The following is a 26970-nucleotide window of genomic DNA, read 5'->3' on the forward strand; positions in this document are numbered from 1 at the left end:
GTTGCGGCAGGCGGCTCAGTACAGGTGCCGCGAGACCGTTCCCCAGGCGGCGGGCAGATCCTGCTCCCAGTAGGCCCAGGTGTGCGTCCCGATCAGGCGGAAGCCGTCGGTGTAGGGCACGTTGTGGGTGCGCAGATCCCACGCGAACTCCAATGAGCATCGGTAGGCACCGGCCTCCAGCGCCGAGGACGACGCGGTGACCGCTACTGGCGGACCTTCGTCGGGCTCGATGCGACGCGTGATGTCCAGTGGGCCGATGGCACCGGAGCCGGCGGAGATGAAGATGTCCTTACCGCGCAACGCGTTCAGATGCAGGCTCGGGTCATGCGCCTGCCAGCCGACGGACCCGAACGGGCCCCACATGTTGGTGGCGTCGCCGCCGTCGCGACCGACGGTGGTGCGCACGTAGGCCTCGTTGGCCGCTCCGGACACCGGCGGGCACCCACTGAGCGACGCGAGACCCGAATACAGCTCGGGATGACGGATGGCCAGCGCGAACGACGCCTGTCCGCCCATCGACAACCCGATCACCGCATTGCGGCCGTTGCCGTTGAACCGCGAATTGATCAGCGGGGGAAGTTCTTTGGTGAGGAAGGTCTCCCACATCGGCTTACCCAGCTTGGGGTCGGCATGCTGCCAGTCGGTGTAGAACGTGCCCGCTCCACCGACCGGTAGGACGACGTTGACATTCTTGTTCGCGAAGAACGCGCCGGCGTGGCCCTTGGTGATCCAGTCGCTGACGTCGCCGTCGGCACCGGCGCCATCGAGCATGTAGACCGTCGGGCGCGGGCCACTGGAGTACGCCGGGGTCAGCACGCTGACCTTGATGCGCTGTTTCATCGACGGGGAATCCACCCAGACGTCGGTGCGCAAATCGCTCATCGGCTTGGTGGTGACGATGCGTGCCTCGACGCGTGGCGCCGCTTCCGCCACTGCTGGACCGAACAAACCCGCACCCAGGACGCCGACGCCGAGTATGGTCGCCACCATTGCGGCCACTCGCCTTGTGCCCATCATCAATAACCTCATCCCACCCGCCGACGGCGGTAGCCCACGAACGCATTGCGGTACCGCACTTCGCAGGTACACCGCCCCCATTATCGGGGACGCCGCGCGGATGGAAGACTACTAGCGGGTAACAAAAGCGTGAAGACCCGAACGTGTTTTCACAGCCGGCATTCAGGAGCGTGGGTCAGTGAGTACCGCAAACACCGGCCGCAACTCAGTAAACACCGCAGGTGAGAGCGGTTTGGGCGCACACGAATTCGCGTTCACCGCGGAGGTCGGCGTGCGCTGGTCGGACATGGATGCTTTTGGTCACATCAACCACGCCCGGATGGTCACGCTCATGGAGGAAGCCCGGATCGCGTGGCTGCTCTCCGCGGGCGAGGAGTACACCCCGCTGATCAAGAGCGCGATGATCGTGCACGTCGAGATCCGATATCAGAGCCAGCTCCGCCACGACGACTCGCCGTTGCGCATCGGCATGTGGATCAAGGGTTTTCGGTCCGTCGACTTCACCATCGGCTATGAGATCCGGGGTGCGCATGCCGATCCGATGAGCAAACCGGCGTGTGTTGCGAGCACTCAGATGGCCGTCGTCGACGTCGAGGCGCACAGTTTGCGTCGACTCACCGATACCGAGAAGGGTTACTTACGCACCTGGTCACGGTGACCGCGGTTGAGCGACCGCGGGGGTCAGGACGGTTCGTACCGTGCGGGGAGTTCCCTGGGAACCGCTGGTGAGAGACGAGAGATGTTTCCCTGCAAGACATCCCGATAGATCCGTAGCTGCTCCTCACCACTGCGGACCTGTTCGGACAGTCGTTTGGCGTTGTCCATGGAGATCTCGCGATCACCGGACCGGGCGACCAGAGCGTCGATCCGATCGTCGATGGTCGCGGCTTTGTTGTATTCGGCCAGAATCCGCAATTCCGTTGCCGCGGACTCGACGACGTGGGCCACGTCGGACAACGCCTGCACCCGATCGATCAGCTCGGACCACACCGGCCTTAGCGTGGTTTCGCGGCGGTCGATCTGTTCGGCGAAGGCCCGGTCGAAGCCACCATTGCGTTTGGCCCGGTCCAGGTCGACGCGCACCGCACGCAAGGCGATGACGTCGGCGGCGATCTCGGCGAGTTCGGAGTGCAGGTTCACCTGCGTGCGCTGCACCGCGAAATGGTCTGAGCGCCAAGCGGGATTGGTCATGATCCGGTCGTAGTAGTGGCCGGCGATGAACAGCAACGTCTCGTATCCGTCGACGAAGTTCGCCGACCCGGGCACCGCGGGCGCCTGGGTGTCGCGGTCGGTGGCCGCGGTGACCTGTTCGGCCCACTGCTCGACCTGACGATTCCCGGACCGCGCCGCAACCTGCCCGACGACACCGGCGATGCGCTCAACCGCAACAGTGCCGGCTCGGCGCACGGCGCGCATCGTGCCCACGTTGGGGGTCGGCGTGCACAGCAGGCCGGCGAAGAGCCGTTCGCGCTCGTCGAGTTCGAGATACACGTTCTCGCGGCGTTCGCGGCGGACGGCGCGCGTGCTGCCGGCGAAGACGCCCTTGCCGGTGACGAACGCCTTGTGTGCGTCCTCGCGTCGTCGGACCAGACCGTTGAGCCGGTTACGCATCACCGCGGCGATCACACCGGGCACCATCGGCCCCGACTGCTGCGCCTCGAGCTGGATGATCGCTCGCTGCAGACGTCGCATCTCGCCGAAGCCACCCGGCACGATTGGCAACGGCAGACCTGTGGACACGCGGCGGATCACGATCGCCCGGCCCGTCGGCGTGAGATAACCCGAGGCGACCAGGATCGCGGCCACATCGGACAGTTCCGGCCGTTCACCGGGCATCGCCGACCGGTCACACCACTGCCGGATCTCGCCGCTGCTCGGACCGCTGATCCGTGCCGCTCCCCGCATTCCGCCGTCGTCGATCATGTTCCCGCCTCGTGACCCTGCTTGTCGGCCATGCTGCCTCTGCGCCGTCTTGCTCACCCATGCTACCTGCGGGAACCGACGGTCCCGGGTGTCCGCGCACGCCACAGCGGCGACGTCACACGGTGCAGCGCCCACGCAAGCACGACGCTGATGACCGCGGTGAGACCGAACGCGATCAGCACGTTTCCGCTGAACACGTGGTAGCCGAGCGCGGCCATGACCACCTCGAGGACGATGACGTGCACACAGAACAGCTCGTAGGAGATCTCACCGAGGAACACCATCGGTCGGCTGGCACACACCCGCGCCCACCAGGACCGCTGATCGGCGCCGGTGAGCGGGCCGACGAGACCGACGGCGATCACCAGATACAGCACGTGCTTGACGATCGTCGCCGACCCCGTCGTCGGGGTGATCGTCGGTTCGCCCGCGATCGAGCCCCCGGACACCAGAAACGCGGCGATCGCGATGCCCACCCACGCGGTGGTGTTCCACCGGCGGATCAGCGGTGCGCAGGCCGCGAGCAACATGCCGCCGACGAACCAGCCGAAGAATGCCGGCGCCCACAGTCGTGCTGTCGGATTCACCCCCGCACTGCCTGCGACGATGACCGACCACACCGGGCTGACCAGCAACAACGGCACCAGCGCCGCGATGAGAAGATCCGGTCGCCACCCGCCGCGCCTGCCCGACACACGCATCACACCGACCACGACGACCCAGCCGATCAGCGGCAGGACGAGGTAGAACACGACTTCGGCGGCTAGGCTCCACATCTGTGTCAGCCCGGAGTGCAGGTGCCCGAACCCGTACACCTGCGTCAGCGTCATGTTGCGCAGGAAGCCCGACCAGCCGGTGCCGGTCGGTGACGCCTCGCCGCCGGGCGGGGCGATCGCGTACAGCAGATAGACGCCGACCACGGTGATCCAGTACGCGGGCAGGATGCGTCGTGCCCGGTGCCAGAAGTAGCGTCCGACGCCTGGCAGTTGCGTGTCGCGGGTGGTCTCGCGCGCCGCCCGCACCCATGGCGTGAACAACAGGTACCCCGAGAGCACGAAGAAGATCGCGACCCCGATCTCGAAGCGCGCGAACAGTCGGCCGACGTAGTCGTCTGTGTAGTGCCCGGTCCAGAACGCGGCGTGGGTCAGGCACACCGACAGCGCGGCGATCGTGCGCACGCCGGTGAGTGAGGGAACGCGCGAGGCCATGCGCCGATCCTGCCAGCCGCACCGCCGCCCACCGCGCAGGTGGTGGCACGATGATGCCATGGTGGGCACATCGGATCCGGATCGCGGAACACGCATTCGCGGCCAGATCTGGAAGAAGGGCCAGAAGGTCGACGGCTTCTCGATCGACGGCATCTCCGATCATCTCGACTGCGCCGACACGCTCATCTGGGCCGATCTCGACTGCCCATCTCACGACGATCTGACAGCGCTGGCACAAGAACTCGACCTCAACAGCTTCGCGATCGAGGACACGATCGCCGCCGCCGAACGCGTCAAGACCGTGAACTACCGCGACTACACATTCATGACCGTCTATGCGATCACCGCCGCCCCGACCGGTGACGACGCGAACCCGTCTGCGGGCGACGAGAACCCGACGACCGGCTACGCAGCGCGTCCGGATCAGCACTCCCCGTATGCGCAACGCGCCAAGTCGTTTGTTCTGCATCGTGTTTCGATCTTCGTCAAGCAGAACGCGTTAATCACGGTGCGGATGACACCGGGATTCGACATCTCCGTCGTGACCCAGCGGTGGGAGGAGATCGGCGGCGAACAGTACGGCATCGGCGCGTTGCTTCACGGTCTGCTCGACGTGGTCGTCGACGGACATTTCGACGCGGTCCAACGCCTCGACAACGACATCGAGGATCTCGAGGCCCTGCTCTTCGACGAGTCCGTCGCCGCCCGAACATTGCAGCGCCGAACCTACGATCTCCGTAAGGATCTCGTGCTTCTGCGTCGAGTCGTGGTGCCCATGCGCGAGGTCATCGCGGCGATCCAGCGTCACCGCTACGAGAACGAGGCGCCACCGGAACTCGACCCCCACTTCTCCGACCTCTACGATCACGCGCTGCGGGCGGCGGAGTGGACAGAATCGTTGCGCGACATGGTCACCACGGTGTTCGAGACCAACCTGTCGTTGGCCGACGCGCGCCTGAACACCGTGATGAAGAAGCTGACGGGGTGGGCCGCGATCATCGCCGTACCCACCGCCATCACCGGTTTCTACGGCCAGAACGTCTCGTTCCCGTTCTTCCAGACCACCACCGGTTTCGTGGTCAGCTCGGTGTTGATCGTGGTCACCGTGATCGCCCTGTACACCACGTTCAAGCGGCGAGACTGGTTGTAGTCCGCCACTATGCACGCCGCCCGTGGCACGATGGCTTGTGATGGGCGACGGGTGTGGTGAGAGAGGATCGGTTCGATCCGTCTCAGGGGTAACCCCTGGGTGCAGTTCACAGTTGGGCCCTGCGTCCGACGCCGGCCGGCACGCTGCGCGTGCACCACGGCGCCGCACCATGGTTATGGTCACCACGCCCGTCGTGCATCTTCTGGACGCCCGTGCTCGCTGTGTTCGATGCTGCCGGATCACTCGATGACCGACGCCACTCTGGCTTTCGATCAAGTCCGCGAGCTCGCCGCCGAGTTCTCGCGGATCTACACCGGATGGACCTGGCCGGAGGTGCTCCGCGCCTTGCGAGCAGTACTCGCCCGGGATCTGGCGGATGCGGTGGCACCCCGCCTGTTCGAGCTCTCCCCGACCGAACCTCGCCATCCCGAAGCTGTGCTCGTCGAGGCCCTCGCACCGTGGACGTTGCCGCCGCCGGAGCCGCCCCTCATCCTCCGGCCACAGGAGCCCCGATCGAGTGGGACTGTGCGGGAAGGACTTCCCGATCTCTACGACGTGACACAGTTGGCGCACTGGCTGGATTTCACCGTGCCAGAACTCGAGTGGTTTGCCGATCGCGGCGGTTGGCTACGGACTTCGCGACCGCCTTTACGCCACTATCGAATCTGGCGTCGGAGCAAGCGGGACGGCTTTCGGGTGATCGAAGCGCCAAAGCCGCGGATGCGCGAAACCCAGCGCCGCCTGCTGCGGCGCCTCGTGGAACACATCCCGGCGCATCCCTGCGCGCGCGGTTTCGTGGCCGGATCGTCGACCACCGCTTTCGCGTGGCCCCACTCCGATCGACCCGTCGTACTGCGCGCCGACCTCCGACATTGCTTCGAAACCATCACCACTGCCCGGGTGTGCAGGGTGTTCCATGATGTCGGCTACCCGGCACACATCGCCCGAATCCTTGCCGAACTCTGTACCACTGCAACACCCATCGATGAACTCGGTGGCATCGATCTGGCTCATCGTGCGCTGCTGCGCGATCGCCACCTCCCGCAGGGCGCTCCGACGTCACCGCATCTGGCGAACCTCGTGATGCGCGGGCTCGATCGCCGGCTGGACGGGTACGCCCGTGCCAATGGGCTGCGCTATACCCGATACGGCGACGATCTCGCCCTCTCGGGAGACTCCATGGACGCCGATCGCACGTTGTGGGTGGTCCTGAAGATCATTGAGGCCGAGGGTTTCACAGCACACCCCGACAAGGTCCGCGTCATGTACCAGCACCAACAGCAACGCCTTGCGGGGTTGGTGGTCAACGACCGACCCCAGGTCTCACGCGCCTCCTACGACAACCTGCGCGCACTGCTGCACAACGCCGCGGTGCACGGCGCGCAGTCGCAGAATCACACCAACCATCCCGACTTCCGCGCACACGTGCTCGGACTGATCTCTTGGATCGGTGCCACCAATCCCACGCGCCGCCAACGTCTCCTACAGATGGCCGACGCCGTCGACTGGGACTCCTGACGCCGCTCGCCACCTCCCCCGATGCTTGCCCCTTCCCCCCGATGGTCGAGGTGCGAGTCGCGTGCGGCGAGCCTCGAGACCGCTTGCAGTGACGCTGGTTCGGGATCACCGGGTGGTGCGGATGCCTCTCGGCGAGAGGGGTCTCGAGGCTTCGTCGCTGGCGCTCCTCGGCACCTCGACCATCGGAGTAGAACGGCTCCTTCCCCCGATGGTCGAGGTGCGAGCCGCGTGCGGCGAGCCTCGAGACCGCCTGCAGCGACGCTGGTTCCAGATCGACGGGTGGAGCGGATGCCTGTCGGCGAGCGGGGTCTCGAGGCCCGGCGCCTGGGGCGCCGTGCACCTCGACCATCGGATGGGAAGGCCCGGAGCATCATTCGAACATTTCCCCCGATGGTCGAGGTGCGAGCCGCGTGCGGCGAGCCTCGAGACCCTGGTGAGATGACAAGCATCGCAACCACATCCACTACCCACTCGACGAGTTGTCCACAGATTTCTCGAGCCGTGACCATTGGCGACCGTTCAACCACGCCGACCCCGAGGCCGGTGGGTGGACGGTGCTCGGTGATCTGATCCCGCTGTGTCGGGCTGATCACCAACGCAAGCATCTTGCCGAATGGGTGCCGACGCTCCTTCTGGATCGGCGGGTGCAGTGGCGGAGCCGGCGGACGGGGCAGGTGATTGTTACGTATCCGCGGTGACGGTCTCTATGTTCGTGGGGTGGAACCAGATGTGGCTCACCAGGTCTCGAGGCTCCTCGCTAGCGCTCGTCGCACCTCGACCACCATGAAAATGCACCTCGACCACCAGGAAACGGCACCTCGACCATCGGGGGGAAAGTCCTTGACCATGGGGGAAGGGTTCTCGACCATCTGGAGGGGGAGGGTCCTCGACCACCGAGGCGTCAGATCCCCATCACTTCGCGATAGTGGGCGTATGCACCGGCCACCTCGTCTTCGGTGAGACCGAACTCTTCGAGGGAATAGCGGTGCACGCCATGGGCATTCTGTTGATGGGATTGTCGGTGCCGATGCATGGCGGCACGGGTCGGGCCGTCGAGTTCCAGGCCGGCGGCGCAGTAGATCCGGTCGATCTGCGCCATCGGGTCGGCAATGAGGTCGTCGTACCGCACGTCGACGAATCGATCCGGATGGTGTTGGCGTACAACGAGCGCCCGTTCGGTCATGTCGACGTTGCGGCGCAACCAATGTCGCGCGACGGCAGCGGCATCGACGGAGTCGGAGAACATCGAATGGCCGTGAGCGAGCATGCTCGAGAACGAGGCTGTGGTGCGCACCGGGTCGCGGTGAGTGTTGACGATGACCGCGTCGGGAAACACGTCGAGCAGCGTGTCGAGATGCTCCAGATGTGCGGGCGTCTTGAGCACCCAGTGCAGTCGTCGGTCCTGCTGCGCGAGTACCTGCAACAGCACCTTCAGATACTCGTACGACGGTCGGGCGTCCTGGCGCGCCAACCACTCGGCATACGCAGGTACGTTCAGCATCGCCTCCGGCACCTGGGATAACAGTGAATACTCCTGCAGCAGAACATCTTCCTCCGGACCGTCGGCCTCGACGGCGTGGATAGCGAAGAACTGCGGGTTCAGGTATCGCAGGGCGAGTTCGGCGAGCTTGGTTTGTGCGATCCGCACCCGTGGCCGTGCATCTGCCCGCTCCCATCGGCTTGGCAGCAGGTGTACCACTTCCCACGATTGCACCGCGCGCATCCTCGGATCGGCGCCGATCAGCCTGTGCAACATGGTGGTTCCACTGCGCTGAAGGCCGGCGATCACGATCGGTGGGGTGATCGGCTCGTCGAGTATTTCGGGCTCGGCCTCCAGCAGTGCGGCCACCCGCAGACGCGTCGTGAGCAGACCGTGCAGGCGTGCGCGAATCACCAGCGCCCCGAAATAGTTGAGGTTCGCCTCGTCGACAATCGAACGGGTCAACACATCGAGAGCTTCGTCGGTCAGCGCGTCGGCTTCCCATGCCCGCCTCGCCGACTTCTCAGCACGCCGCCGCAACGCGTCGGCGGACAGATCCGGCCCGAGACCGCGTCGAACCAGCTCGGCACCAACATGATTGAGCACTCGGATACCGCGTCGCCGAAACGGCTCGAATCCGTCAGACATCGGGAGACCCGGGCGTCAGAGTTCGCGAACCCGAGCGACCGGCACCACCCGAGTCCGTGGTTGCGGATGGTCTTGTGCCCGAATCCAACGGAAAGTCATTCCGCCACAGTCATGTCCGGTGGTGTGTAGCCAATTCGGCACGCCGGGATCGGTGTGCGCGACGACGATTCGCACGCTCCCGTCGGGCCGATACTTGGCGGTGTGCTTGTTGACGTGGATCGTCGAATACCGGTAATCCAGCGACTCGAGCCAGTGGTTGTCGAGTTGGAAGTTCCAGGCCTCACACTCGGGGATCTCCGCGTCGATCACCATCGCCTCGTCGGAACGCAGACGCCAATAGCTGTGGTAGTAGATGATATTCGGGTCTCCACCGGCCTTCGTCGACTTCTCCGGATCGAACATGGGGAGTTCGTTGGTGTGCTCGGCGAAGTCGTGCGCCCACTTGGCGAACAGCATCGACGCCCCGGCCACAAGCAGACTCGCCTTTCGGAGCCCGGCATCGAGCTGTGCGGCGGTGAGCGGCTCGGGTGGCGGTGGCGCCTGATCGTTGCCGGCTACGACAGCCGGATCGTAGAGCGCGATGTGCAGATCGGCGGGCACCTCGGTGCTGCGGTCGGCGAAGGTCTGGCGCACGATCAGCAGCCCGGTATCAGCGGTCATCGGCAACCAGTTGCCGTCCTGCCCCTCAGGCCAGGGGCGGCTCGCACTGACGATCAACTCGAAGGTGCCATCGTCGGCGATCTGCAGGTCTGAGGCCTCGACGTATCCGGTCGTCGGCATCTGACCGCCCTGACCGTAATTGCCCTCCTGCGTCCCGAAACCGAGATAGTCGACGGTGCCGCGCGTTCCGCTGATGCGGTAGGTGAGCGTCCCGTCTATCGTCGCGTTTTGGTAGTAATTGTCGGGATTGTCCGAGCCCATCTTGGCGGTCTCATGAATCATCCTGCGCAGCACGGGAGCTCGCGGGTCTGCGTATTCGACGAACGCTTCGAGTCCGGCGCGGGTGAGCCGCGACAGATATCGGTAACCCTCGGCCTGGGTCAGCGGATCGGTCGGCGTCCCCGGGTACATGATCGATGCGCCTGCCGATTTCAGAGTGTCGCAGAACTCTTCCCACGCCTTGCCGGTGGCCACCCGGGCCTCGGCGACGTCGTCGGGGGTCTTGCCGCGAACCTTCAGCCAGGCCACGCGGGCCCGCCGGAATCCGTCGAGTGCCGAGGTCGCCAGCGTTCGGCCGTTCATGCCCGATCTCCGTTCATGCCGCGTGAATCATTCGGTGTTCACATTACGATTCGACGGGCCCGCTCAAAACGACTTGCGCGCAGTCTTCGGATCGCCGTAGGTGATGGCACGTTCGCGCCGGGTGTCGGTGAGCAGTGTCGCCGCCCAGGTCACCAGGGTCCCGGTACGATTGCGGACGCCGGCGAGGAAGGCGATGTGGATCGCACCCCAGGCCAGCCAGCCCACCCGACCCGACAGGCGCAGCGGACCGGTCTCCAGGATCGCGTTCTTCCGGGAGATATAGGCGGCGCTACCGAAGTCCCGGTACCGAAAAGCGGGTCGCTCGGAGCCTCCGGCGAGGAGCCCGGCGATCACCTCTCCGGCGTGCCTGCCGCCCTGCATCGCCACCTCCGCGACTCCGGGCAACTCTTTGTACGAGCTGATGTCGCCGACGACGAAGATGTCCGGATGGCCCGGAACCGACAGGTCGTCCCCGACCGGAATGGTGCCGCTGTGATCCTGTTTCACCCCGACTGCGTTGGCGAGCGCCTTCACGAACGGCACCGCCTCGACGCCGGTCGTCCACAGCGTGGTACGAGCACCAAAGGTGTGCACCTCCCCGGACTTCTTCTCGGTGATCTCGACGGTATCGGCACCAACGTCGGTGACGTGCACCCCGAAATGTGTTTCCACGCCCAGGCGTTCGAGGGTGCGCAACGCACTCGTCGACAGCGACGGACTGAACGACGGCAACAGTCGGTCGGCCCCCTGGAACAGGATCACCCGCGCCTCGTCCGGGTCGATGCTGCGGAACTCCCGCTCCAACGCGTTGTGCGCCAATTCCCGGATCTGGCCTGCCAGTTCGACACCCGTGGGCCCGCCGCCGGCGATCGCGAAGGTCAGCCACGGCTTGCGCTGTTCGGGATCGGGCAGGGTCTCGGCGACCTCGAATGCGCCCATCACCTTGCGGCGGATGGCAAGTGCGTCGTCGAGGGTCTTCATCCCGATGGTGTGCTCCATCAGGTGATCGTTGCCGTGGTAGGCGGTGCGCATGCCGACCGCGACGACGAGGTAGTCGTACCCGACTTGCTCGACCGACGAGTCGAGCCGGGTGACGGTGACCGTGCGTGCCGCGGGATCGATGTCGGTTGCCTCGGCGCAGTAGACGTCGGCGTTGCGTTGTCTGCGCAGCAGGTGCCGGATGGGGCTGCTGATCGAGCCCTCCGACAGCAGGCCCGTCGCGCACTGATAGAGCAACGGCTGGAACAGGTGACTCGTACCGCGATCGATGACGGTCACCTTCGCGTTCGCGCGCCGGAGGCTGCGCGCCGCGTGCATACCGGCGAAACCGGCACCGATGATGACCACGTGCGGCCGGGTGTCCCGGCGGGGTTGGGACGCATTCACCTCGCCGATTGTGGCAGAAAGTTCGGCGCCGCGAGCGCCCCTCAGCTCTTCGCCGGTACCGCCGAGGTCACCGCGACGGTCACCGCCGCCGCTGCAGCGGTCGCCGCGAAGACCGACGGCCAGGCACCGACCTTCTTCGCCAGTGGATGCGAGATGGCGAAGGCGGCAACGTAGCTGCCGAGCAGCCCGCCCGCGACCGCGGGTCCGCGCCGCAGCCATTCGCGAGTGCAGTAGGCGCCGGCCGAGGTGACGACGACACCGCCGAGTTCGCGACGGCCCGTCGCACGAAAAGCGCCGAAGCCGCCGACCAGGCCGACGGCGACACCAGCAACAGTGGGATCGAATGCCATGCGCGTCAGCCTACGCACGTCACTCACCCAGCAGGTACTTGCGCTGCATCCGCGACGAAGAGCTGTGAGACGTCGCCCCCACCTCGGTCGCCTGCGATACCCACTCCACCGGATGGTCGGGCCAGTCGATATCGAGGGGCTGGCCAGAGACTCATCACCACTTCACGCCAACCTCAGGCTCCCGACTCAACCTCGTCGGGGTGTGGTGTGCAATCATCGACCGACAAGCAATACGCCGAGAAATCTTCACCGGCGTCACCGACCTCAAAGGGACCAATAGTCAACCAGTTTCAGAAACGAACCACTGGTCGGAACTACCTGCCACCTCTCACTGGAGCTTCCCTCCGATAACCGATTCTGGTATTGAGGCTCGCAACACCGTTAGAGAACAAGAACCTCCGACAAATCCACAGCTGTTCGTCCGACCTCAAGTTCCTCTCGTTACCGGTTCGGCTCCGTCGATGACGGTCAATTCGTCAGTGCCACAGAGATACTTGCACGAATCCACCCCTTCAAACGTGTCGCGGTCCAGTTACGTTCGACAGTGAAGTACCGATAGGTCGTCGGGCTGGTGACGTAGCTGAGGATGTCAGCGAACTCGTCGACCTGATTGTCGGAGATCAGCTCTCGATGAACAAACCAGTGACAGCCGGTGTGGATGTCGTCAAGTCGGCGCAGTTCAGACCGTTCGAGTTGCTCGCCGATGGCGGGATCGGTGTCGGCCGCAAGTGTGGCGGCATGCCACAGATCGGCGATCCGACTGTTGGCCTCGGTCACGTAATCGACGTAGCGGCGAATAGCGCGATCGGCGTCGTCGTCGGACATGATCGCCACGAACTCTGGCCGCTCGAGCAGTGACACGAACTTCTCATCGCCAGTGAAGCTGCGCTCGAGTACCGCCATCATCAGCTCAGCCTTGGAGCCCGCCTGATACACCGAGCCCACCGACACCCCGGCGTGCTCAGAGATCTGCTGCAGCGTGGTGCGCGAATACCCGTGCGTCACGAACAACACCTGAGCGGCATCGAGAATGCGTGCACGTGTCTGTGCAGCAGTGACCGCCCGCTTACGCGCGGTGTACTGCCGCTTTGTCATCGTCGATCCCTTCATTGAGGTTGGAACCACACCAATCATACCGACCGGACCTGACATCGCCACGATTCACGAACGGGGACCACTCCGTCGAACAAGCACGACAACGAAGTTGATCATTCGGCCGCATACGCGTTCTATTTTCGGTAGAGTCTGAACTTATTGAAAAGTGAGGAGGTAGCGCGGTGGCGCGCATACTGCTGTGCAGCACCCCATTGGCCGGCCATGTCGGCCCGATGACCGCCGTCGGGCACGGCATGGTCGAACGCGGCCACGAGGTGATCATGGTGACCGGCTCGCGATTCGCAAATCACGTCACCGACGCCGGCCTCACGATGCACCCGCTGGCCGGAATCGCCGACTTCGACGAACGCGATCCGGACAGCTTCCTCCCGGACCGGGACCATCACCGAGGGCTCGCGTTGTCGCGTTATCAGGTCGAGAACACCTTTGTCCGTCCGCTGCTCGATCAAGCAGCCGCCGTCAACGAAGTCATCGACACCGGCGACATCGGCGCGGTGTTGTGCGACGGAACCTTCGCCGGAATCGTCCCGCTATTATCTCGGTCCCGCGATCAACGGCCGCCCGTGATGGGTCTCGGCACAATGCCGTTGGCACAGACCAGCCGTGACGTTGCCCCGTTCAACAGCGGACTTCGGCCGATGCCGGGCCTGGTGGGCACCACTCGCAACCGGATCGCCCATCAGGTCGTACGTCGTGGAATGTTCGCCTCGACCCAACGCTACGCGGCCGGCCTCGTCGGCGCTGCCGGCGGCCGGCTCGATCACTTCATCCTGGATCTGTCGAGTGCATTCGATCGGTTCTTCCAACTCGGACCGGCCGAATTCGAGTACACACGTTCTGATCTCGCAGAGAACACGGTGTTTGTCGGACCAGTCGGAGGCGCGGACCGACAAGTGACACAACCTCAATGGTGGCCGGAGCTTCTCGCCGACCAACGCCCGATCGTCCACGTCACCCAGGGCACTCTGGACAACCATGATTTCTCCCAGCTGATCGAACCCGCCATCGAGGGACTCGGAGACGCCGATGTTCAGGTGGTCGTCACCACCGGCGGCGCCGATCCCGACGGCATCCGCCTGGCATCCAACACTCGGATCGCGCGATTCCTCGACTACGACGCACTGCTCCCCCGCACCGCGGTGATGGTCACGAACGGCGGCTACGGCGGAGTGCTGCTCGCGTTGCGCCATGCGGTACCGGTGATCGTGGCACCCGGTGCAGAGGACAAACCCGAGGTGGCCGTCCGGGTACAGCACTTCGGCGTCGGAATCGATCTCAGGACGCGCCGACCGCAGGCGTCGTCGATTGCCGACGCGACGATCCGGGTCCTGGCCAATGACAGCGTCAAACGGTCGTGTCTTGCCATGGCAGAGGCAATCGCCACGTATGCCCCCCTCAGCACGATTGCGAACGCTCTGCACGATGAACTCGACCTGGCCAGATGACGCGCAGCCCGACGAGCACATCCAGCGGGAACCGCGAACAACAGACCACTCACAGTGTGGCCCTCGCCCTGACTTGAAAGATGTTGCCCAATAACCGTTCCTGAACTCTTGACCCTGATCGCACTGATGGCGTATGCCGGTTACCATCAGTAGCGACGGCATCGACTGGTTGACTCCGTGAGCCCTGGGTTTCACCACACTCGGCAACACGGGAGCATCCAACCGGCAGATCAACAACACGGGAGCATCCAACCGGCAGATCAACACTGCTCGCATCGACCGTTACGGGCCGAACTCCAAGGCATCCCACGTTCTGCGATGATTCGCAACCACGACTGTCACTGCACCACAGTACAATCGGAGATCACATGCCCCTGGGTTTTGTCCTCGGTCTGGCACCCTGGTTTCTGTTCTCGGTACTGAGCCAACGACTCGGCGGCGAGTCGGTCGCCATCGCCGCACCGATCCCTGCGCAGACGCGTTCTGGTCGTGGTGCGGCGTCAACACCCGTTCCATCGAGATTCGTTGGATCAGTGAATCCGGCCAGGATTCGACAAACACTTCTGCTCGATCGTCGTCAGAGTCCACGCGCAAGCTCTCGGTACACGAGTGCCAGATCAGCGGACCAGTAGGGCCAGGCATGGGTTCCGACGTCCCGGAAGTGCTCGGTGGGGGTGAGTCCCACAGCCCGCATTCGCGCCGCAAAGTCTCGGCTGCACGCGTTCACGCCTGCTTCGAGCACGGCTCCGGTCGCGACCTTCTCGAGTCGATTGCGGCCCGGGTCGAGTCGCGTCTTCCTGTCCAGGGGACTCGGGACACCGGATCCCGCAGTGATGACGACCTGCTTGCCGCGCAGCGAGTCAAGGCGTCGGCCGGGATCATGATCAGACCACCCCGGTGCGCCCCAGTCACCCCACATATTCGTGGCGTTGCCACCGTCGCGGGCGAGGACAGCGCGAATCTGGCTCTCGTTGTCGATACCTGTGGTAGGCGGACAACCGCTGATCGACCCCACACCCGTGTACGTCCTCGGGCGTCGAGTCGCCAGTGTGAACGCGGCCTGACCACCCATGGACACGCCGGCAATCGCGTTACGGCCGTTGCCTCGATAGAGGCGGTCGATGAGTGGAGGCAACTCGACAGCCAGAAACCTCTCCCACCGCGGACGGCCGAACACCGGATCCGATCGCTGCCAATCGGTGTAGAACGCACCCTGCCCGGCGGGCAGCACCACATTGACAAACTTGTCGGCGAAGAATCGGTCGGCGCCGGCCTCGTTGATCCAGTCGCTGACCTCACCCTTACGGCCTCCCCCGTCGAGGAGGTACACGGTGCCACGCGACCGACTGCCCTGCGGGTGCAAGACGCTGATCGGCACCGTACGACCCATCGCCGGCGAGGAGATCAGCAAGTCATCACGCTGCAGCCCGATCGCGCGGTGTTCCACCACCGTAGCGACCATCGGTGCAGCCGAAACCGCACCCGGTGTCGAGGCCACACCGATGCCCACGGCCACGAATACGCACACCCATAGGCACAGGCCCGAAGCCGACGCACTGACACGACAGTTCATCCGGCGAGAAGACCGAGTTGGTCGAGAAGATCGAGCTGGTCGAAGTAGAGGTGTTCCGAGATCAGCTCGGCATCGTGGACGCGGTACGTGGCACTCCAGCGAAACGACACGGACTTCCCGGTCGCCGGTACCGGACCCGATGGACTGTTCAGAATCCCGTCGTGCACACCGTCGAACACGCCCTCGACAGAGGCATCAGCGCCATCGACGATCGCCGAGTGGACGGTCAGCCGACCGTCGGAGAAGGCCGCTTGAAATACGGACAGGAACTCCAGCACGCCATCGCGCCCGTTGAATGTTCCTCCCGGACCGATCAACTCGGCATTTTCAGACCACGGCTCATCGTCCGGAGTGCGGGCGTTGAACGACTCAATGTGCCGGTCGATCACTGCTCGGGTCTCGGTCATCGCCGTCCTCCTCTACTTTGAATACGGTCAGACTACACCGAAATGGAATAGGCGGGACACCCCCGAGGTATCAGGTATTCACCGACGAGCAGTGAGTCGGGATCGAACCGTTGCTGCCGTCGAATGGCGCGAAAATACGCTCGTCCATGCGGCAAGCATCGGCCAGTGGTGGAGGTAGTGCTTATCGGGCCGCACTACACCGCCGACCTGTCTGCGGCGTCGAGGAGCGCACTGGTCACCGACGCCTGAACTCGTTGGCACCTCCACATGGTTGCCAGATCGATGTCGGTGCTGACGTGGTCATCGCCGATGAACAGGTTCGCGATCGAGGTTCCGGCGAGTACCGGCTTGACTCTTTCGGCAAGCGATGTGGACCCCCATCAGGATCCCCGGTGGGACGTTTCGGCGAAAACGTATCGACGCCCCTCGTCGAGGCCTGCTGTCACACTGGACTGCATGGCCCCCCTGTCTGCGAACCCCACCCCGTGACCGAACCGATGCCCGGCACGGCTGCCGGCCCCGAAACACCCACGCCGACCATCCTTCTGGTGTCCGGCAACCACGCCGATGCCCTGTCCGACGAGTTCGGCCGGTACCGACGCGATTACCACGTACGCTGCGTGTCCTCGTCGATCGAGGCCATCACCACCCTCGGGCAACTGTCCTCGCAGGGTGAGCCCATCGCGCTCATCGTCGCCGAATCCGAACTACCGGACATGCCAATCCTCGAGGCACTCGGCACCTTCCGCAGCATCGTCCCCACCGCCCGACGGGTCGTCGTCATCCACTGGGACCGCTTCGCCGCGACGTCGGAGACACTGCGGATTCCGCTGCGCAAGGGCAAGTTCGACACATTCCTACTCATGCCGCGCGGAGCCCGGGACGAGGAGTTCCACTACGCGATCACCGAGATGCTCTCGGATTGGGGCGCCACGATCGCCGCGCCCGTCGTCGAATCGATTCGCATCATCGCCGACACGGAAAGCCCACTGACACTGGAGATCCGCGACCTCCTCGACCGCATGGGCATGCCGCACCGCACCCACACGCCCGACAGCCCCGCCGGACGCGAGGCGCAGGCGGCCTTCGACCACAGCGCAATCGACGGCACCGACGGCCCGAGGTTCCCCCTGGTCCAGTCGATGGTCAGCAAGTCCCACCGCACGGTGATCGCGCCGCGCTCGGCGCGCGACGTGTCGGTGATGATGTACGGGCGCCCGTCGGATGTGGCCGAGGACTCCGTGGTGGATCTCGCGATCGCCGGAGCCGGCCCGGCCGGCCTGGCCGCCGCGGTCTACGCCGCCAGCGAGGGGTTGTCGACGGTGGTCATCGAGTCCTCGGCGATCGGCGGCCAGGCCGGCACGAGTTCGATGATCCGCAACTACCTCGGCTTCCCGCGCGGCATCTCCGGCATGCGGCTGGCCCAGCGCGCCCGCACCCAGGCGGTGCGCTTCGGCGCGCGGTTCTATTCGGGTTGGGCCGTCGAACGACTCGAAGTCGGCGTCGAGAACCGGCCGCATTGCCTGATCACCGACGGTGGCGACGTGCGCGCACACGCGGTACTCATCGCCAGCGGGGTCGCCTACCGCCGGCTCGGCGTCGACTCCCTCGAGGCACTCGTCGGGCTCGGGGTGTTCTACGGGGCGGCGATGTCAGCGGCACGCGAGATGGAGGGCCGCGACGTCATCGTCGTCGGCGGCGGCAACTCCGCCGGGCAGGCCGCGATCCACCTCGCCCGATTTGCGCGATCGGTGACGATTGTCGTCCGGCGCGCCGACCTCACCTCGACGATGTCGCAGTACCTGATCGGCGAGATCGCCTATCACCCGCGGATCAGCGTCTGCGGCGGGTGCGAGGTCGTCGACGGCGGTGGATCGCCGACGCTGGATCGGATCACGCTGCGCCACCGCAGCACCGGCACGCTCGAGGAGCGGGCCGTCGGCGGTCTGTTCCTGCTCATCGGCGCGGAGCCGCACTGCGAATGGATCCCCGACGACATCGCCCGTGACGCACGCGGTTTCGTTCTCACCGGGCGTGATGTTCCCAAGGATCGCTGGGGTGACGGGCTACCGCCGGCGAACCTGGCGACCAGCGCACCGGGCGTGTTCGCGGCCGGCGACATCCGTTCGGGGTCGATGAAGCGGGTCGCATCGGCGTCCGGGGAGGGTGCCGGTGTGGTCCCGCTGGTGCACCAGTGGGTGGAGGCCAGAGCGCTCGGCTGACAGCGGCTCAGTCATCGAGCGCGGCATGGAACTCCGCGACCCGCGGCCACGTCTGGCTCGTGGCCGCCTCACCGGCGATCAGGCCGAGATGGCTGGTCTCGACGGTCGTGAACTGCACCTGCGGGGAGTCGGTGAACAACTCCACCCCGTGATGTGCGGCCTGCCAGCTGGCGATGGCGTCGCGGTGACTGCCGAACAGCGCGATCGGCAATCCGATCGAGGTGAGATCCACGCGGCGGCCGCCGAAATCGACCACACCCGACGCGAGTTCGCCGCGGTAGACGAAGTTCTCCCACATCTGTTCCGACACCTTGCCCGCATATCCGGGCATCGAATTCTGGAAGCGATCAATGACCTGCATGCGTGCCAGCGCCTCGGTGTCGTGGGCGTTGCGCATGATGTAGCCGGGTTTCTTCAGTTCCCGCTGCCACGCGGTCCCGCGGTAGGCGATGCGCACCAGCGGGGCGGGGATACCACCGAATGCCCGCAGTGCCGCGGTGACGGCCTTGCCGCCGGTCGGCTTCATCACCTTCTTGACCAGCGGATACGGAGGCACCGCGTCGTAATCCAGGGGTGTGCCGATGGCGGCGATCGAGCGGATCGGCAGGTCCGGATGCGCGGCGGCCATCAACAAGCTGATCGTGCCGCCGATACTCCACGCCACCAGATCCACCTGCTCGGCGCCCGGGTGGTCGTCGAGCACCCGGCCGATGGCCTGCGGCACGATGTCGTCGAAGTAGTCCTCGAACCCCATGTCCCGCTCGGCGCGACCGACCTCACCGAAGTCCACCACATACGGCACCCGACCGATCTCGAGGAACTGTTCGACCACCGACTGCCCGGGCCCGAGGTCGTAGCATCGCGCCGACACCGCGAGCGGCGGTACGAGCAACACCGGCGGGCGCCCGGTGGCGCGGGCCGCGGCGACCTGCTCGTCGGTACCGTATCGTCGCAGCTCACGGTGTGTGTCCGGAGACAGGACGGTGTGCGGGGTTTCGATGTCCGGGGCCATCTGATGTCCACCGGCCAGACGCAGCACCAGCAAAGCGCCATCGAGTGTCGACATGCGCCGCAATCTACGCGACCGGCGGCCGGCGATCTCTACGAGGCATGCTCGCGGGAGTCGGCCGCGGAATCGGCGTCCTCGTCCCAGAAGCCGACGGCCTCGAGGCTGCGGATCAGTCGGTCGCGGGCATCGGCGAATCGCGCATGGATCTCCTCGCGGATCGCCTGCTCGTCACCGTCGCGCAGATACCCGATGAGACGACGATGACTGGCCACCGCCTGCTTGCCCCACTCGGAGTCCTGGGCGTACAGCTCATCGGGCGAATACTTGTTGGCGGAGAACAGGAACCACGCCAACTTCTTGCTGTGCGCCATCAGGTTCACCCGACGGTGAAAGGCGAACTCGCGATCCAGGACCCGGTCGGCGTTGCCCGCGTTGACCGCCCTCTCCAGCTCATCGACGACCTCGGCGAGTTCGGTGAGACTTCTCGTGAGGTCCGGGTCGGCGATGGCGTGGGTCGCCAGCCGCGCCGACAACTCGGCCTGCATCCAGAAGATGTCGACGATGTCGCCGCGTCCCAGACTCTCCACGATGAAGCCGCGATGCGGTGACGAGCGGACCAGTCCCTCCCCGCGCAGCGTCACCAGCGCCTCACGTACCGGCGTGACGCTGCAACCGAGCGCGGATGCGGTCTCATCGAGCCGGATGAACTCCCCCGGCCGGATCTCCCCGGTCATGATCCGGGTCCGCAGATGGTCGGCCACCTCGTCGGTGAGCTGTCGACGACCCAGCCGCACAGCAGCCATCGCCTGTCCTCCTGTCCTCATCCCCGTCCCGACGACTCGATGACCGAGGCCGGACGGGCGCGGTGGCGGCGCTCGTTCGGCCGTCGCAGGGCCGCGGGGGGTATTCGATCAGTCAACCGTACGGCGCGCACGCCCGCCAGCGGATGGATCGGGCGATTGTCACGTAGACGTGGACGGTGACCGGACACACTCACACCATCGGCCTGTCGTGCTTCATCCGGCTGCGCAGATCCCGCATCAGCATGCGGCTGCCACCGAATCTGATCGACTTCGGCAGGAACTTGTTGACCACGGAGACGAACGTGAACAGGTGCTCGAAGCGTCTGCGGTCGTCGTCGGTCCATTCCAGGCCGAGCTGATCGCGGTAGATCGGCGGCAGCGAGCCGATCGTCAGAAAGCGCAGCAGATTCACGAACGGCAGCCGGATCAGCGGGTTGATCATCCGCAGATCGACGAGGTCGTTGAGGAACTCGCATGTCGTGTCGTCGATCACGATGCGTTGGCACGCCACGTTCCAGTAGTGGTCGAACTCTGTGCGGGTGGCCGGCCACATGTCCTCCGGCACCTGCAGGGTGGTGCCGAGTGTCTTGCCCGATTGGTAGAACTCGTCGGCTTCGTCCTCGCTCATCACCCCGTGCAGCAGGATGTGCATGTCCTCGATGCCGACGAACAGACAGGCCGCCACCCACATCTGCAGTTCCCGGTTGAAGGCGTTGTATTTCACCGGGCTCTGGTCGTCGGAGCGGACGTGACGATGCGCGGAGTTGACGGCCTCCCGGAAAGCCGCCTTCTCCTCCTCGGTGCCGAGGATCGCGACGGCGAGATACTGGCCGGTGGTGCGGGCCCGTTTCCACGGGTGGTGCATCAGTGAGCCCGATTCGACCTTGCTCTCCATGACGCCGTAGGCGACCTCGGGCCAGCCGAGCTGCATGACGACGTTGGCCGCGCCGCCGGCGAAGGACCAGAAGTCGATGGCCTCCTGGATGCGGGCGGGTTTACGCAGGCTCGTGGCGCGACGTTTGCGGGTGGTGATCTTGATACGTGTTCTGGCGGTGGTGAGTTCAGGCGCCGTGTGGTCGAGATCAGGGAGATAGCTGGCCGCCATGACGGCCCCTTTCGTCGGTGGGAGGTACTCGGGTGGGTGGCGTGACCTCAGATGGTCTCGACGTTGTCGACGAGCCAGTGGTCGCCGGATCGTTTGAGGGTGACCAGCATTCGGTACGGCTGGTTCTTTCCGTCGGGGGCGACGACGTTGGTGGCCTTCTGGTTCACGAAGAGCAGGACCGTCGCCGTGCCGGCATCGATGTTCTCCACCGCGGCGTGGGGGACCTCGGCGGTCGCCTCCCCCTTGCCGTCGGTGACGATCTGGGTCAATGCCGACACCATCTCGCTGTACTTGGCCGCGAAGTTCTCCGTCGACATCGACGCGATCGCATCACGGTTCTTGTTGAGGTCCCGATAGTCGAAGCTGGAGAGTTTGATCGCGTAATCACGTGCGGTGTCGGTGGCCTGTGTGCGCATCTGCGCGGTCACCGCACCGTCGGAGTCGTTGCCCGAGAACGCCTCGTACCCGAAGTATCCGGCGAGGGCGATCGCCGCGACGAGTAGTACCGCAAGCACGCCGGTGATCCACGGCAGCACCCGACGCCGCTCCGAGGCCGGTGTGCGCCCCGCCGCAGGTGCGCTCGCCGAGTCCTGTTGTGGATCATCGGGTTCGGTGTCCTTGGTTTCTGTGTCCGCGGGTTGGGCGGCCGACTGGGCCACCGTCGTGACCGCCGCTGCCTTGGTGCGCTTCTTGCCGAGCGGACTGTTCTTGGGCACCGACACCGCCGCCTTCGCTGTCGGCTCGGTCTCGGTGACCGAATCCGGTTGTGACGAATCCTGTTGTGCCGTCTTCTCACTCGCGGTGATGTCAGTTGCCATGTTGTGCCCTTTCGAGGAGTTCGCGCCACCATTGCAGGAGTTCGGCGCCGTTGGGGATCAGGAGGGGGTCGGTGACCGCCGGTGGACCCGACACCCCACCGGGACTCGTCCACGAGGACGTTCCGAGATCGTCGGGACGCGGCGCATTCACCGCGCCCCGCTGTTCGAGTCCGTTGCCGGGCGGGCAGTACCGGGTGAGGTTCGGGTCCGAGGGCGTGAGATCGCCGACGGTGCGCCGCGGTTCGTCGTAGAACATGCACACCGGCCCCTGGGTCCCGATGAGCGCGAAGTCGCCGCGGCCGTTCTTGACGATGGATCGCAGGTCGATCAGACCCTGCGGGATCGTTTGCAGGCCGGTCTGCAGGGCCGCCGAACGGTTGCTGATGACCGGCTCCACGGTTGCCAGGTTGGCCAGTACCCCACCGAAGGTCCCGCGGTACTTGTCGAACAGTTGTTGTGCGTGGTTCAGCGCTGCCGGGGAGTGATCGAGCAGGTAGACGAACACCGGTTGTTCGGAGTCGAGTTGGTCGGTGAAGGAGGCCACCGAGCGCATCCCGGTCTCGAACGATGCGGTGTTGTCACTCATCGCGTGCAGGACGTTGAGCCAGTCACCGAAGAGCCCCTGCAGGATCGGTGCGTTGCGGCTGACGAGATCCGACAGTTGGAGTCCGTTGGACACCAGGGTGTTCAACGAGTCGGGGTTCTCGCCGAAGGCCTGGTACATCTCGTTGCCGACGGTCGCGAGGTTGCCCGGGCCGATGCTCTCGAGCACCTTGGCGGCCTGCGCGATGATGGCATCCATCTGCATCGGCTGCTTGTCGGCGGGCGCGGCGATGGTGTCACCGCTGTGCAGATAGGGACCGTCGTCGGAGCTCGGGATGATGTCGACGCTCTGGATGCCGGCCATCGTCGCCATGGTCACCTGCATGTACGCGTTCTTCGGGATGCGGGTGTTGCCGCGGACGACGAGTTCGACATTCGCGGCGTCTCCGGAGCCGTCGAGCGTGACCGCGTGCACGGTGCCGATGTCGACCCCGCGCAGGGTGACACCGGTCCCCGCGGTGAGGCCGAAGGCATTGTCCATCCGGGCGTGCAGGGTGAGCTTGTCGCCGAAGCCTTCCGGGCCGGCGACGAAGTTGATGCCGTAGGGGATGACGATCGCCGCGATGATCAGGAAGATCGCGAACTGGATCGATCCGGTCGGCAGCTCATATCGCTTGCCGCGCAGGGTGAGTGCCATGTCAGCGACCTCCGTTCGGTCGCGTCGGGCGGCCCGACCGGTGGGCGCCGGGGAGTCCGCCGGTGAGGGCGTCGGTGAGATCGCCGGGTGTCGGCAGAGGCTGTCCCGACAGCAGCATCCCGCCGGTGAGGATCTTGTCGATGCCGCCGGGGATGTCGAGGGCGCCGTCGAACACCAGGTAGTCGCCGCGGATCGACCGGGTGAAGTTGGCCATGAACTGATTCATGTGCGTCAGCGTCTGCCCCACGTTGTCGTTGAAGGTGCCCAGCGAACTCACCAGTGCGTTCGCGTCGGTCACCAGCGAATTCAATTGTGGTTGCCGGCCCCGGGTGATCGCGTCGGCGCTACGGGCCAGCGAGGTGGTCTGTGACATCAGGGTGGCCAGCTGATCACGTTGCGCGGCCAGCACATTGACCGCAGCAGGGGTCTGCGACAAGAAGTCCTCGACGAGATTCTGCTGTCCGGCGAGCGTGTCGGTGACGTCGGCGGCCGCCGACATCGCCGCGTTGAAATCGTCGGTGTAGCGCGATGATCGGGCGAGCAGGCGGTTCAGGGTGTCGATCAGCATTCCCACCTTGTCCGAGCGTTGGTCGAATGCCTCGTTCAGGCTCGCCATCACCGACTGCAATTGGCTCACACCGCTGCCGGAGAGGACGTTGCCCAGGGCCGCGAGGGTCCCTTCCACCTGCGGACCGACGCTGGTGGCGTCGAGACCGATGCGGGCACCCCCGCCGAGATGGCCCTGCGGGTTCTGCGGTGGGGTCAGCCGGATGAACGGGGTGCCCAGCGCCGACGGGAGTTCCACCGAGGCACGAACATTGGCCGGGAGATCGGTGTGATCGTCGAGGGACAGCGTCAGTTGTGCGTGCCCACCGCCGAGGGCGATGTCGGTGACCCGGCCGACGATCTGCTGACCGCTGCGCACGTCGGAGCCGTCGACGACACCATCGGCGGTGCTCAGTTCGGCGGTCACGTCGAAGGTGCCGCGGGCACCGGCCAACGGCAGATCCTGCAGTCCCGTCGCGCACCCGCTCACACCGCAGGCCACTGTCAGCGCGGCCGCGGCACCGAGCGCCGGCCGCCGCCATCCACGGACACCTCGCATGGCTGCCATCAGCGGCCTCCCTGTGGGGGCAGGGCTCCACCGGAGATCGCCGAGACGATGCCCAGCGGGTCCGACGAGCTGATCGGGAACGAGATCGGATTGGTCAGTCCCGCACCGACACACAGCGGCATCGGGAATCGGTCGCACAGCGGTTTGAGGGTCTTGAACTGTGCCAGTGTCGTCGAGATGTTCAGCCGGATTCGCCCGCGATGGTCGGGGCCGATCGTGCTCGACAGGTTCTGCATCATCAGTGGTGCGAGATCCATGAATTCGGCCAGTCCCGACTTGTTGGCGGCCAGGGTGTCGCCGAGCGCCTTGAGGTTTTCGGCGACCACGCCGACATCGTTGCCGTGGGCCATGGCAAAGGCGTTGACCTGATCGAAGATCACCTTGAGATCGTTGATCGGGGTGGTGATGTCCTGGTTGGCCGAGGCCCACTGGTTGCTCAGCGCTCCCATCGAGTCGATGAGCCCGTCGAGGGAGACCTGTTTGGCCTGGAAGGTCTGCATGAGTTGGTTGAGTGAGTCGATGAGATCCTGAATGTCGTCGGCGTGGGCGCCGACGATCCCGCTCGCCGATGCCAATTGGCTCATCGCCGTGTTGAATTCGGGCCCACCGCCATCCCAGGACTGCGCGGTGCGGGCCAGCAGGGTTCCCACATCCGCCGACTGCGGATCGGCCGACGGGCCGAGGATCTTGGTCAGCGTGCCGAGGCTGCCCATCAACTGGTCGAAACTGATCGGCGAGTGCGTCCGCTGTTGGGGAATCGTGTCGCCGTCGGCGAATTCGGGTCCCTTGGTGTAGGCCGGTCCGAGTTCGAGGTGACGGTCACTGATCACCGACGGGTTGAGCACATAGGCCTGCACGTCGGCGGGCAGCCGGACGTCCCCGGCGATGGTCATCTCCACGCGGACGTGATCGCCGCGCGGATCGACGGCCGTGATCTGACCGACCGGCACCCCGAGGACCGTCACCTTGGAACCGGTGTACAGGCCGTTGACGAAAGCGAAATCGGCGTTGACGGTGGTGGTGTCGGGAGTACGGCCGAAGACGTACCACGTCCCGGCGACCAACGCGGCGATCACCAGCAGTGCGGCGAAGATCTTCCCGCCGTAACGTTTCCGGTGCCGGACCTCGCGAACCTGACGAAAAGTCATCAGCGGCACCCCTGCATCACACCGAGCACACACAGCATGTTGTCGGGGATCACCGCCGACGGCGAGACGACGTCGGCCCAGTTGCCGTTGCCGGTGGCGTCGGTGACGGTGCGCATGGCCGGCGGCAGTTGTTGCAGGATCGCGTTGATGTGGTCCACATTGTCTTTCAGGGTCGTCGTCACCGATTCGATGTTGGTGGTCAATTGCCCCATCGGTACCTGCGGGAAGGTGGCCGCCATCTGCCCGAGCACGATGCGCAGGTTGTCGACGAGCCGGGTCAGCACCACACGCCGGACCACGAGGGCCTGCACGATCGCCTGCGCGCTCGACAGCGCGTCGGAGATCGAATCGGTCTGTGCCGCGGTGACGGTGGCCAGTCGTTTGGACAGCGACAGCAGCTGGTCGAGTTGGGAGCCGGTCCCGGTGATGACCGATGCGGCGCCGGCCGCCCCGCGCAGTGAGGCGTCGAGCGTCGTCGAATCCGGGATGATCGACTTCATCGTCGACATCATCGCCCGCAGCACGTCGGGGTCGATCTGTGCGGACGCGTTCACCGAGGCGGCCGAGATGTCGTCGAGACTGTACGGACTGTCGGTGCGGGACAACGGGATCGTGTTGTCGGGGCCCACCTGTCCGTGCCCACCGGGGACGATCTCCAGATAGCGCTTGCCGAGTACGGTGCGCAACCGGACACCGGCGCGGGTCTGATCACCCAGCGGCTGACCGTTGTCGAGCCGAAAGCCCACGCGCACATGGTCACCGGCGAGGTCGATGCTCTCGATCCGCCCGGCCGGTACCCCGGAGACGAGAACGGGGTCGGCGGTCGTCAGACCGGAGGCATTGGCGAGGTCGGCGGCGTATGGCGAGGTCCGCAGCTCATAGCGCAGCTGCGGGACACCGATCGCCACGAGGACGAGGACGAGCAGGGTGATGATGCCCGCGGTACCGAGAACCGCAGGCGAGGCTCCTTGAGAACGCTTGTCGGACTTGAAGACGAACTCGAGGATGCCGACGAAGACATCGATCAATCTGACCAGGAACATTCGTG

The 26970-nt window shown here is 65.3% G+C and carries 23 protein-coding genes and 1 pseudogene; 6 read left to right on the forward strand and 18 right to left on the reverse strand.

Translation table 11 applies throughout. The features are described from left to right. Positions 1-15: 15 nt before the first annotated feature. Positions 16-990: an alpha/beta hydrolase gene (locus J6U32_RS01230; RefSeq protein ID WP_244332465.1), complete on the reverse strand. Its 975-nt coding sequence runs from the start codon at positions 988-990 to the stop codon at positions 16-18. Between the two features lie 205 nt (positions 991-1195). Between J6U32_RS01230 and J6U32_RS01235 the strand changes: the two genes are divergently transcribed. Then, on the forward strand, positions 1196-1675 hold the full coding sequence (locus J6U32_RS01235; protein ID WP_244332467.1) for an acyl-CoA thioesterase: 480 nt from the start codon (positions 1196-1198) through the stop codon (positions 1673-1675). Positions 1676-1698: 23 nt separating this feature from the next. Here the strand turns inward: J6U32_RS01235 and J6U32_RS01240 are convergent, their stop codons facing one another. Both J6U32_RS01240 and J6U32_RS01245 read right to left on the reverse strand, forming a co-directional pair. Beyond that, positions 1699-2940, reverse strand: a complete 1242-nt coding sequence (locus tag J6U32_RS01240; RefSeq protein WP_208793194.1) for a hypothetical protein — start codon at positions 2938-2940, stop codon at positions 1699-1701. A 62-nt stretch (positions 2941-3002) separates the two neighbouring features. Beyond that, positions 3003-4148: an acyltransferase family protein gene (locus J6U32_RS01245; protein WP_208793195.1), complete on the reverse strand. Its 1146-nt coding sequence runs from the start codon at positions 4146-4148 to the stop codon at positions 3003-3005. A 58-nt stretch (positions 4149-4206) separates the two neighbouring features. On the opposite strand from J6U32_RS01245, the gene J6U32_RS01250 reads away from it, so the two are divergent. From J6U32_RS01250 to J6U32_RS27155, 3 genes and pseudogenes are all read left to right on the forward strand, one after another. Beyond that, entirely contained in the window at positions 4207-5298 is a 1092-nt protein-coding gene (locus J6U32_RS01250) for a magnesium transporter CorA family protein (protein ID WP_208793196.1), read from the forward strand. A 246-nt stretch (positions 5299-5544) separates the two neighbouring features. Beyond that, positions 5545-6816, forward strand: coding sequence for a reverse transcriptase family protein (locus J6U32_RS01255; RefSeq protein WP_208793197.1), 1272 nt, complete (start codon positions 5545-5547; stop codon positions 6814-6816). A 500-nt stretch (positions 6817-7316) separates the two neighbouring features. Next, a pseudogene (locus J6U32_RS27155) lies at positions 7317-7514 on the forward strand (HNH endonuclease); the annotation flags it as partial. Positions 7515-7717: 203 nt separating this feature from the next. On the opposite strand, the gene J6U32_RS01260 reads toward J6U32_RS27155, so the two are convergent. From J6U32_RS01260 to J6U32_RS01280, 5 genes are all read right to left on the reverse strand, one after another. Next, positions 7718-8944, reverse strand: a complete 1227-nt coding sequence (locus J6U32_RS01260; protein ID WP_208793198.1) for a sulfotransferase family protein — start codon at positions 8942-8944, stop codon at positions 7718-7720. Between the two features lie 15 nt (positions 8945-8959). Beyond that, positions 8960-10186 (reverse strand): DUF1214 domain-containing protein, encoded by a 1227-nt coding sequence (locus J6U32_RS01265; protein WP_208793199.1) that lies wholly within the window; start codon positions 10184-10186, stop codon positions 8960-8962. A gap of 63 nt (positions 10187-10249) precedes the next feature. Next, positions 10250-11572 carry an NAD(P)/FAD-dependent oxidoreductase gene (locus J6U32_RS01270; RefSeq protein ID WP_208793200.1) on the reverse strand — a complete coding sequence of 441 codons (1323 nt, stop codon included), beginning with the start codon at positions 11570-11572 and terminating at the stop codon, positions 10250-10252. Between the two features lie 41 nt (positions 11573-11613). Further along, on the reverse strand, positions 11614-11922 hold the full coding sequence (locus tag J6U32_RS01275) for a hypothetical protein (protein ID WP_208793201.1): 309 nt from the start codon (positions 11920-11922) through the stop codon (positions 11614-11616). 468 nt (positions 11923-12390) lie between these two features. Beyond that, complete coding sequence (locus J6U32_RS01280) at positions 12391-13017, reverse strand: TetR/AcrR family transcriptional regulator (RefSeq protein ID WP_208793202.1); 627 nt, start codon at positions 13015-13017, stop codon at positions 12391-12393. 182 nt (positions 13018-13199) lie between these two features. Here J6U32_RS01280 and J6U32_RS01285 point away from each other — a divergent pair, with 182 nt between their 5' ends. Continuing rightward, on the forward strand, positions 13200-14483 hold the full coding sequence (locus J6U32_RS01285; protein WP_208793203.1) for a glycosyltransferase: 1284 nt from the start codon (positions 13200-13202) through the stop codon (positions 14481-14483). Between the two features lie 577 nt (positions 14484-15060). On the opposite strand, the gene J6U32_RS01290 is transcribed toward J6U32_RS01285, so the two are convergent. After that, positions 15061-15945 carry an alpha/beta hydrolase gene (locus J6U32_RS01290; protein ID WP_244332469.1) on the reverse strand — a complete coding sequence of 295 codons (885 nt, stop codon included), beginning with the start codon at positions 15943-15945 and terminating at the stop codon, positions 15061-15063. Between the two features lie 107 nt (positions 15946-16052). Then, on the reverse strand, positions 16053-16463 hold the full coding sequence (locus J6U32_RS01295; protein ID WP_208793205.1) for an ester cyclase: 411 nt from the start codon (positions 16461-16463) through the stop codon (positions 16053-16055). A 497-nt stretch (positions 16464-16960) separates the two neighbouring features. Here J6U32_RS01295 and J6U32_RS01300 point away from each other — a divergent pair, with 497 nt between their 5' ends. After that, positions 16961-18685 (forward strand): FAD-dependent oxidoreductase, encoded by a 1725-nt coding sequence (locus J6U32_RS01300; RefSeq protein WP_208795906.1) that lies wholly within the window; start codon positions 16961-16963, stop codon positions 18683-18685. Between the two features lie 7 nt (positions 18686-18692). Here the strand turns inward: J6U32_RS01300 and J6U32_RS01305 are convergent, their stop codons facing one another. From J6U32_RS01305 to J6U32_RS01340, 8 genes are all read right to left on the reverse strand, one after another. Then, positions 18693-19751, reverse strand: coding sequence for an alpha/beta hydrolase (locus J6U32_RS01305; RefSeq protein WP_208793206.1), 1059 nt, complete (start codon positions 19749-19751; stop codon positions 18693-18695). Positions 19752-19786: 35 nt separating this feature from the next. Further along, positions 19787-20497 carry a GntR family transcriptional regulator gene (locus tag J6U32_RS01310; RefSeq protein WP_208793207.1) on the reverse strand — a complete coding sequence of 237 codons (711 nt, stop codon included), beginning with the start codon at positions 20495-20497 and terminating at the stop codon, positions 19787-19789. A gap of 190 nt (positions 20498-20687) precedes the next feature. After that, entirely contained in the window at positions 20688-21602 is a 915-nt protein-coding gene (locus J6U32_RS01315) for an oxygenase MpaB family protein (protein ID WP_208793208.1), read from the reverse strand. A 47-nt stretch (positions 21603-21649) separates the two neighbouring features. Next, a complete protein-coding gene (locus J6U32_RS01320) occupies positions 21650-22420 on the reverse strand; it encodes a hypothetical protein (protein WP_208793209.1) in 771 nt (256 codons plus the stop codon). Next, a complete protein-coding gene (locus J6U32_RS01325; protein ID WP_208793210.1) occupies positions 22410-23660 on the reverse strand; it encodes an MlaD family protein in 1251 nt (416 codons plus the stop codon). The genes J6U32_RS01320 and J6U32_RS01325 overlap by 11 nt, the downstream gene beginning before the upstream one ends. 1 nt (position 23661) lies before the next feature. Continuing rightward, positions 23662-24774: an MCE family protein gene (locus J6U32_RS01330; protein ID WP_208793211.1), complete on the reverse strand. Its 1113-nt coding sequence runs from the start codon at positions 24772-24774 to the stop codon at positions 23662-23664. Continuing rightward, on the reverse strand, positions 24774-25922 hold the full coding sequence (locus tag J6U32_RS01335; RefSeq protein ID WP_208793212.1) for an MCE family protein: 1149 nt from the start codon (positions 25920-25922) through the stop codon (positions 24774-24776). The genes J6U32_RS01330 and J6U32_RS01335 overlap by 1 nt, the downstream gene beginning before the upstream one ends. Continuing rightward, on the reverse strand, positions 25922-26965 hold the full coding sequence (locus tag J6U32_RS01340; protein WP_208793213.1) for an MlaD family protein: 1044 nt from the start codon (positions 26963-26965) through the stop codon (positions 25922-25924). The genes J6U32_RS01335 and J6U32_RS01340 overlap by 1 nt, the downstream gene beginning before the upstream one ends. Positions 26966-26970 lie beyond the last annotated feature (5 nt).

Origin of the sequence: Gordonia polyisoprenivorans (assembly GCF_017654315.1) — a bacterium.
Classification (GTDB): Bacteria; Actinomycetota; Actinomycetes; order Mycobacteriales; family Mycobacteriaceae; genus Gordonia; species Gordonia polyisoprenivorans_A.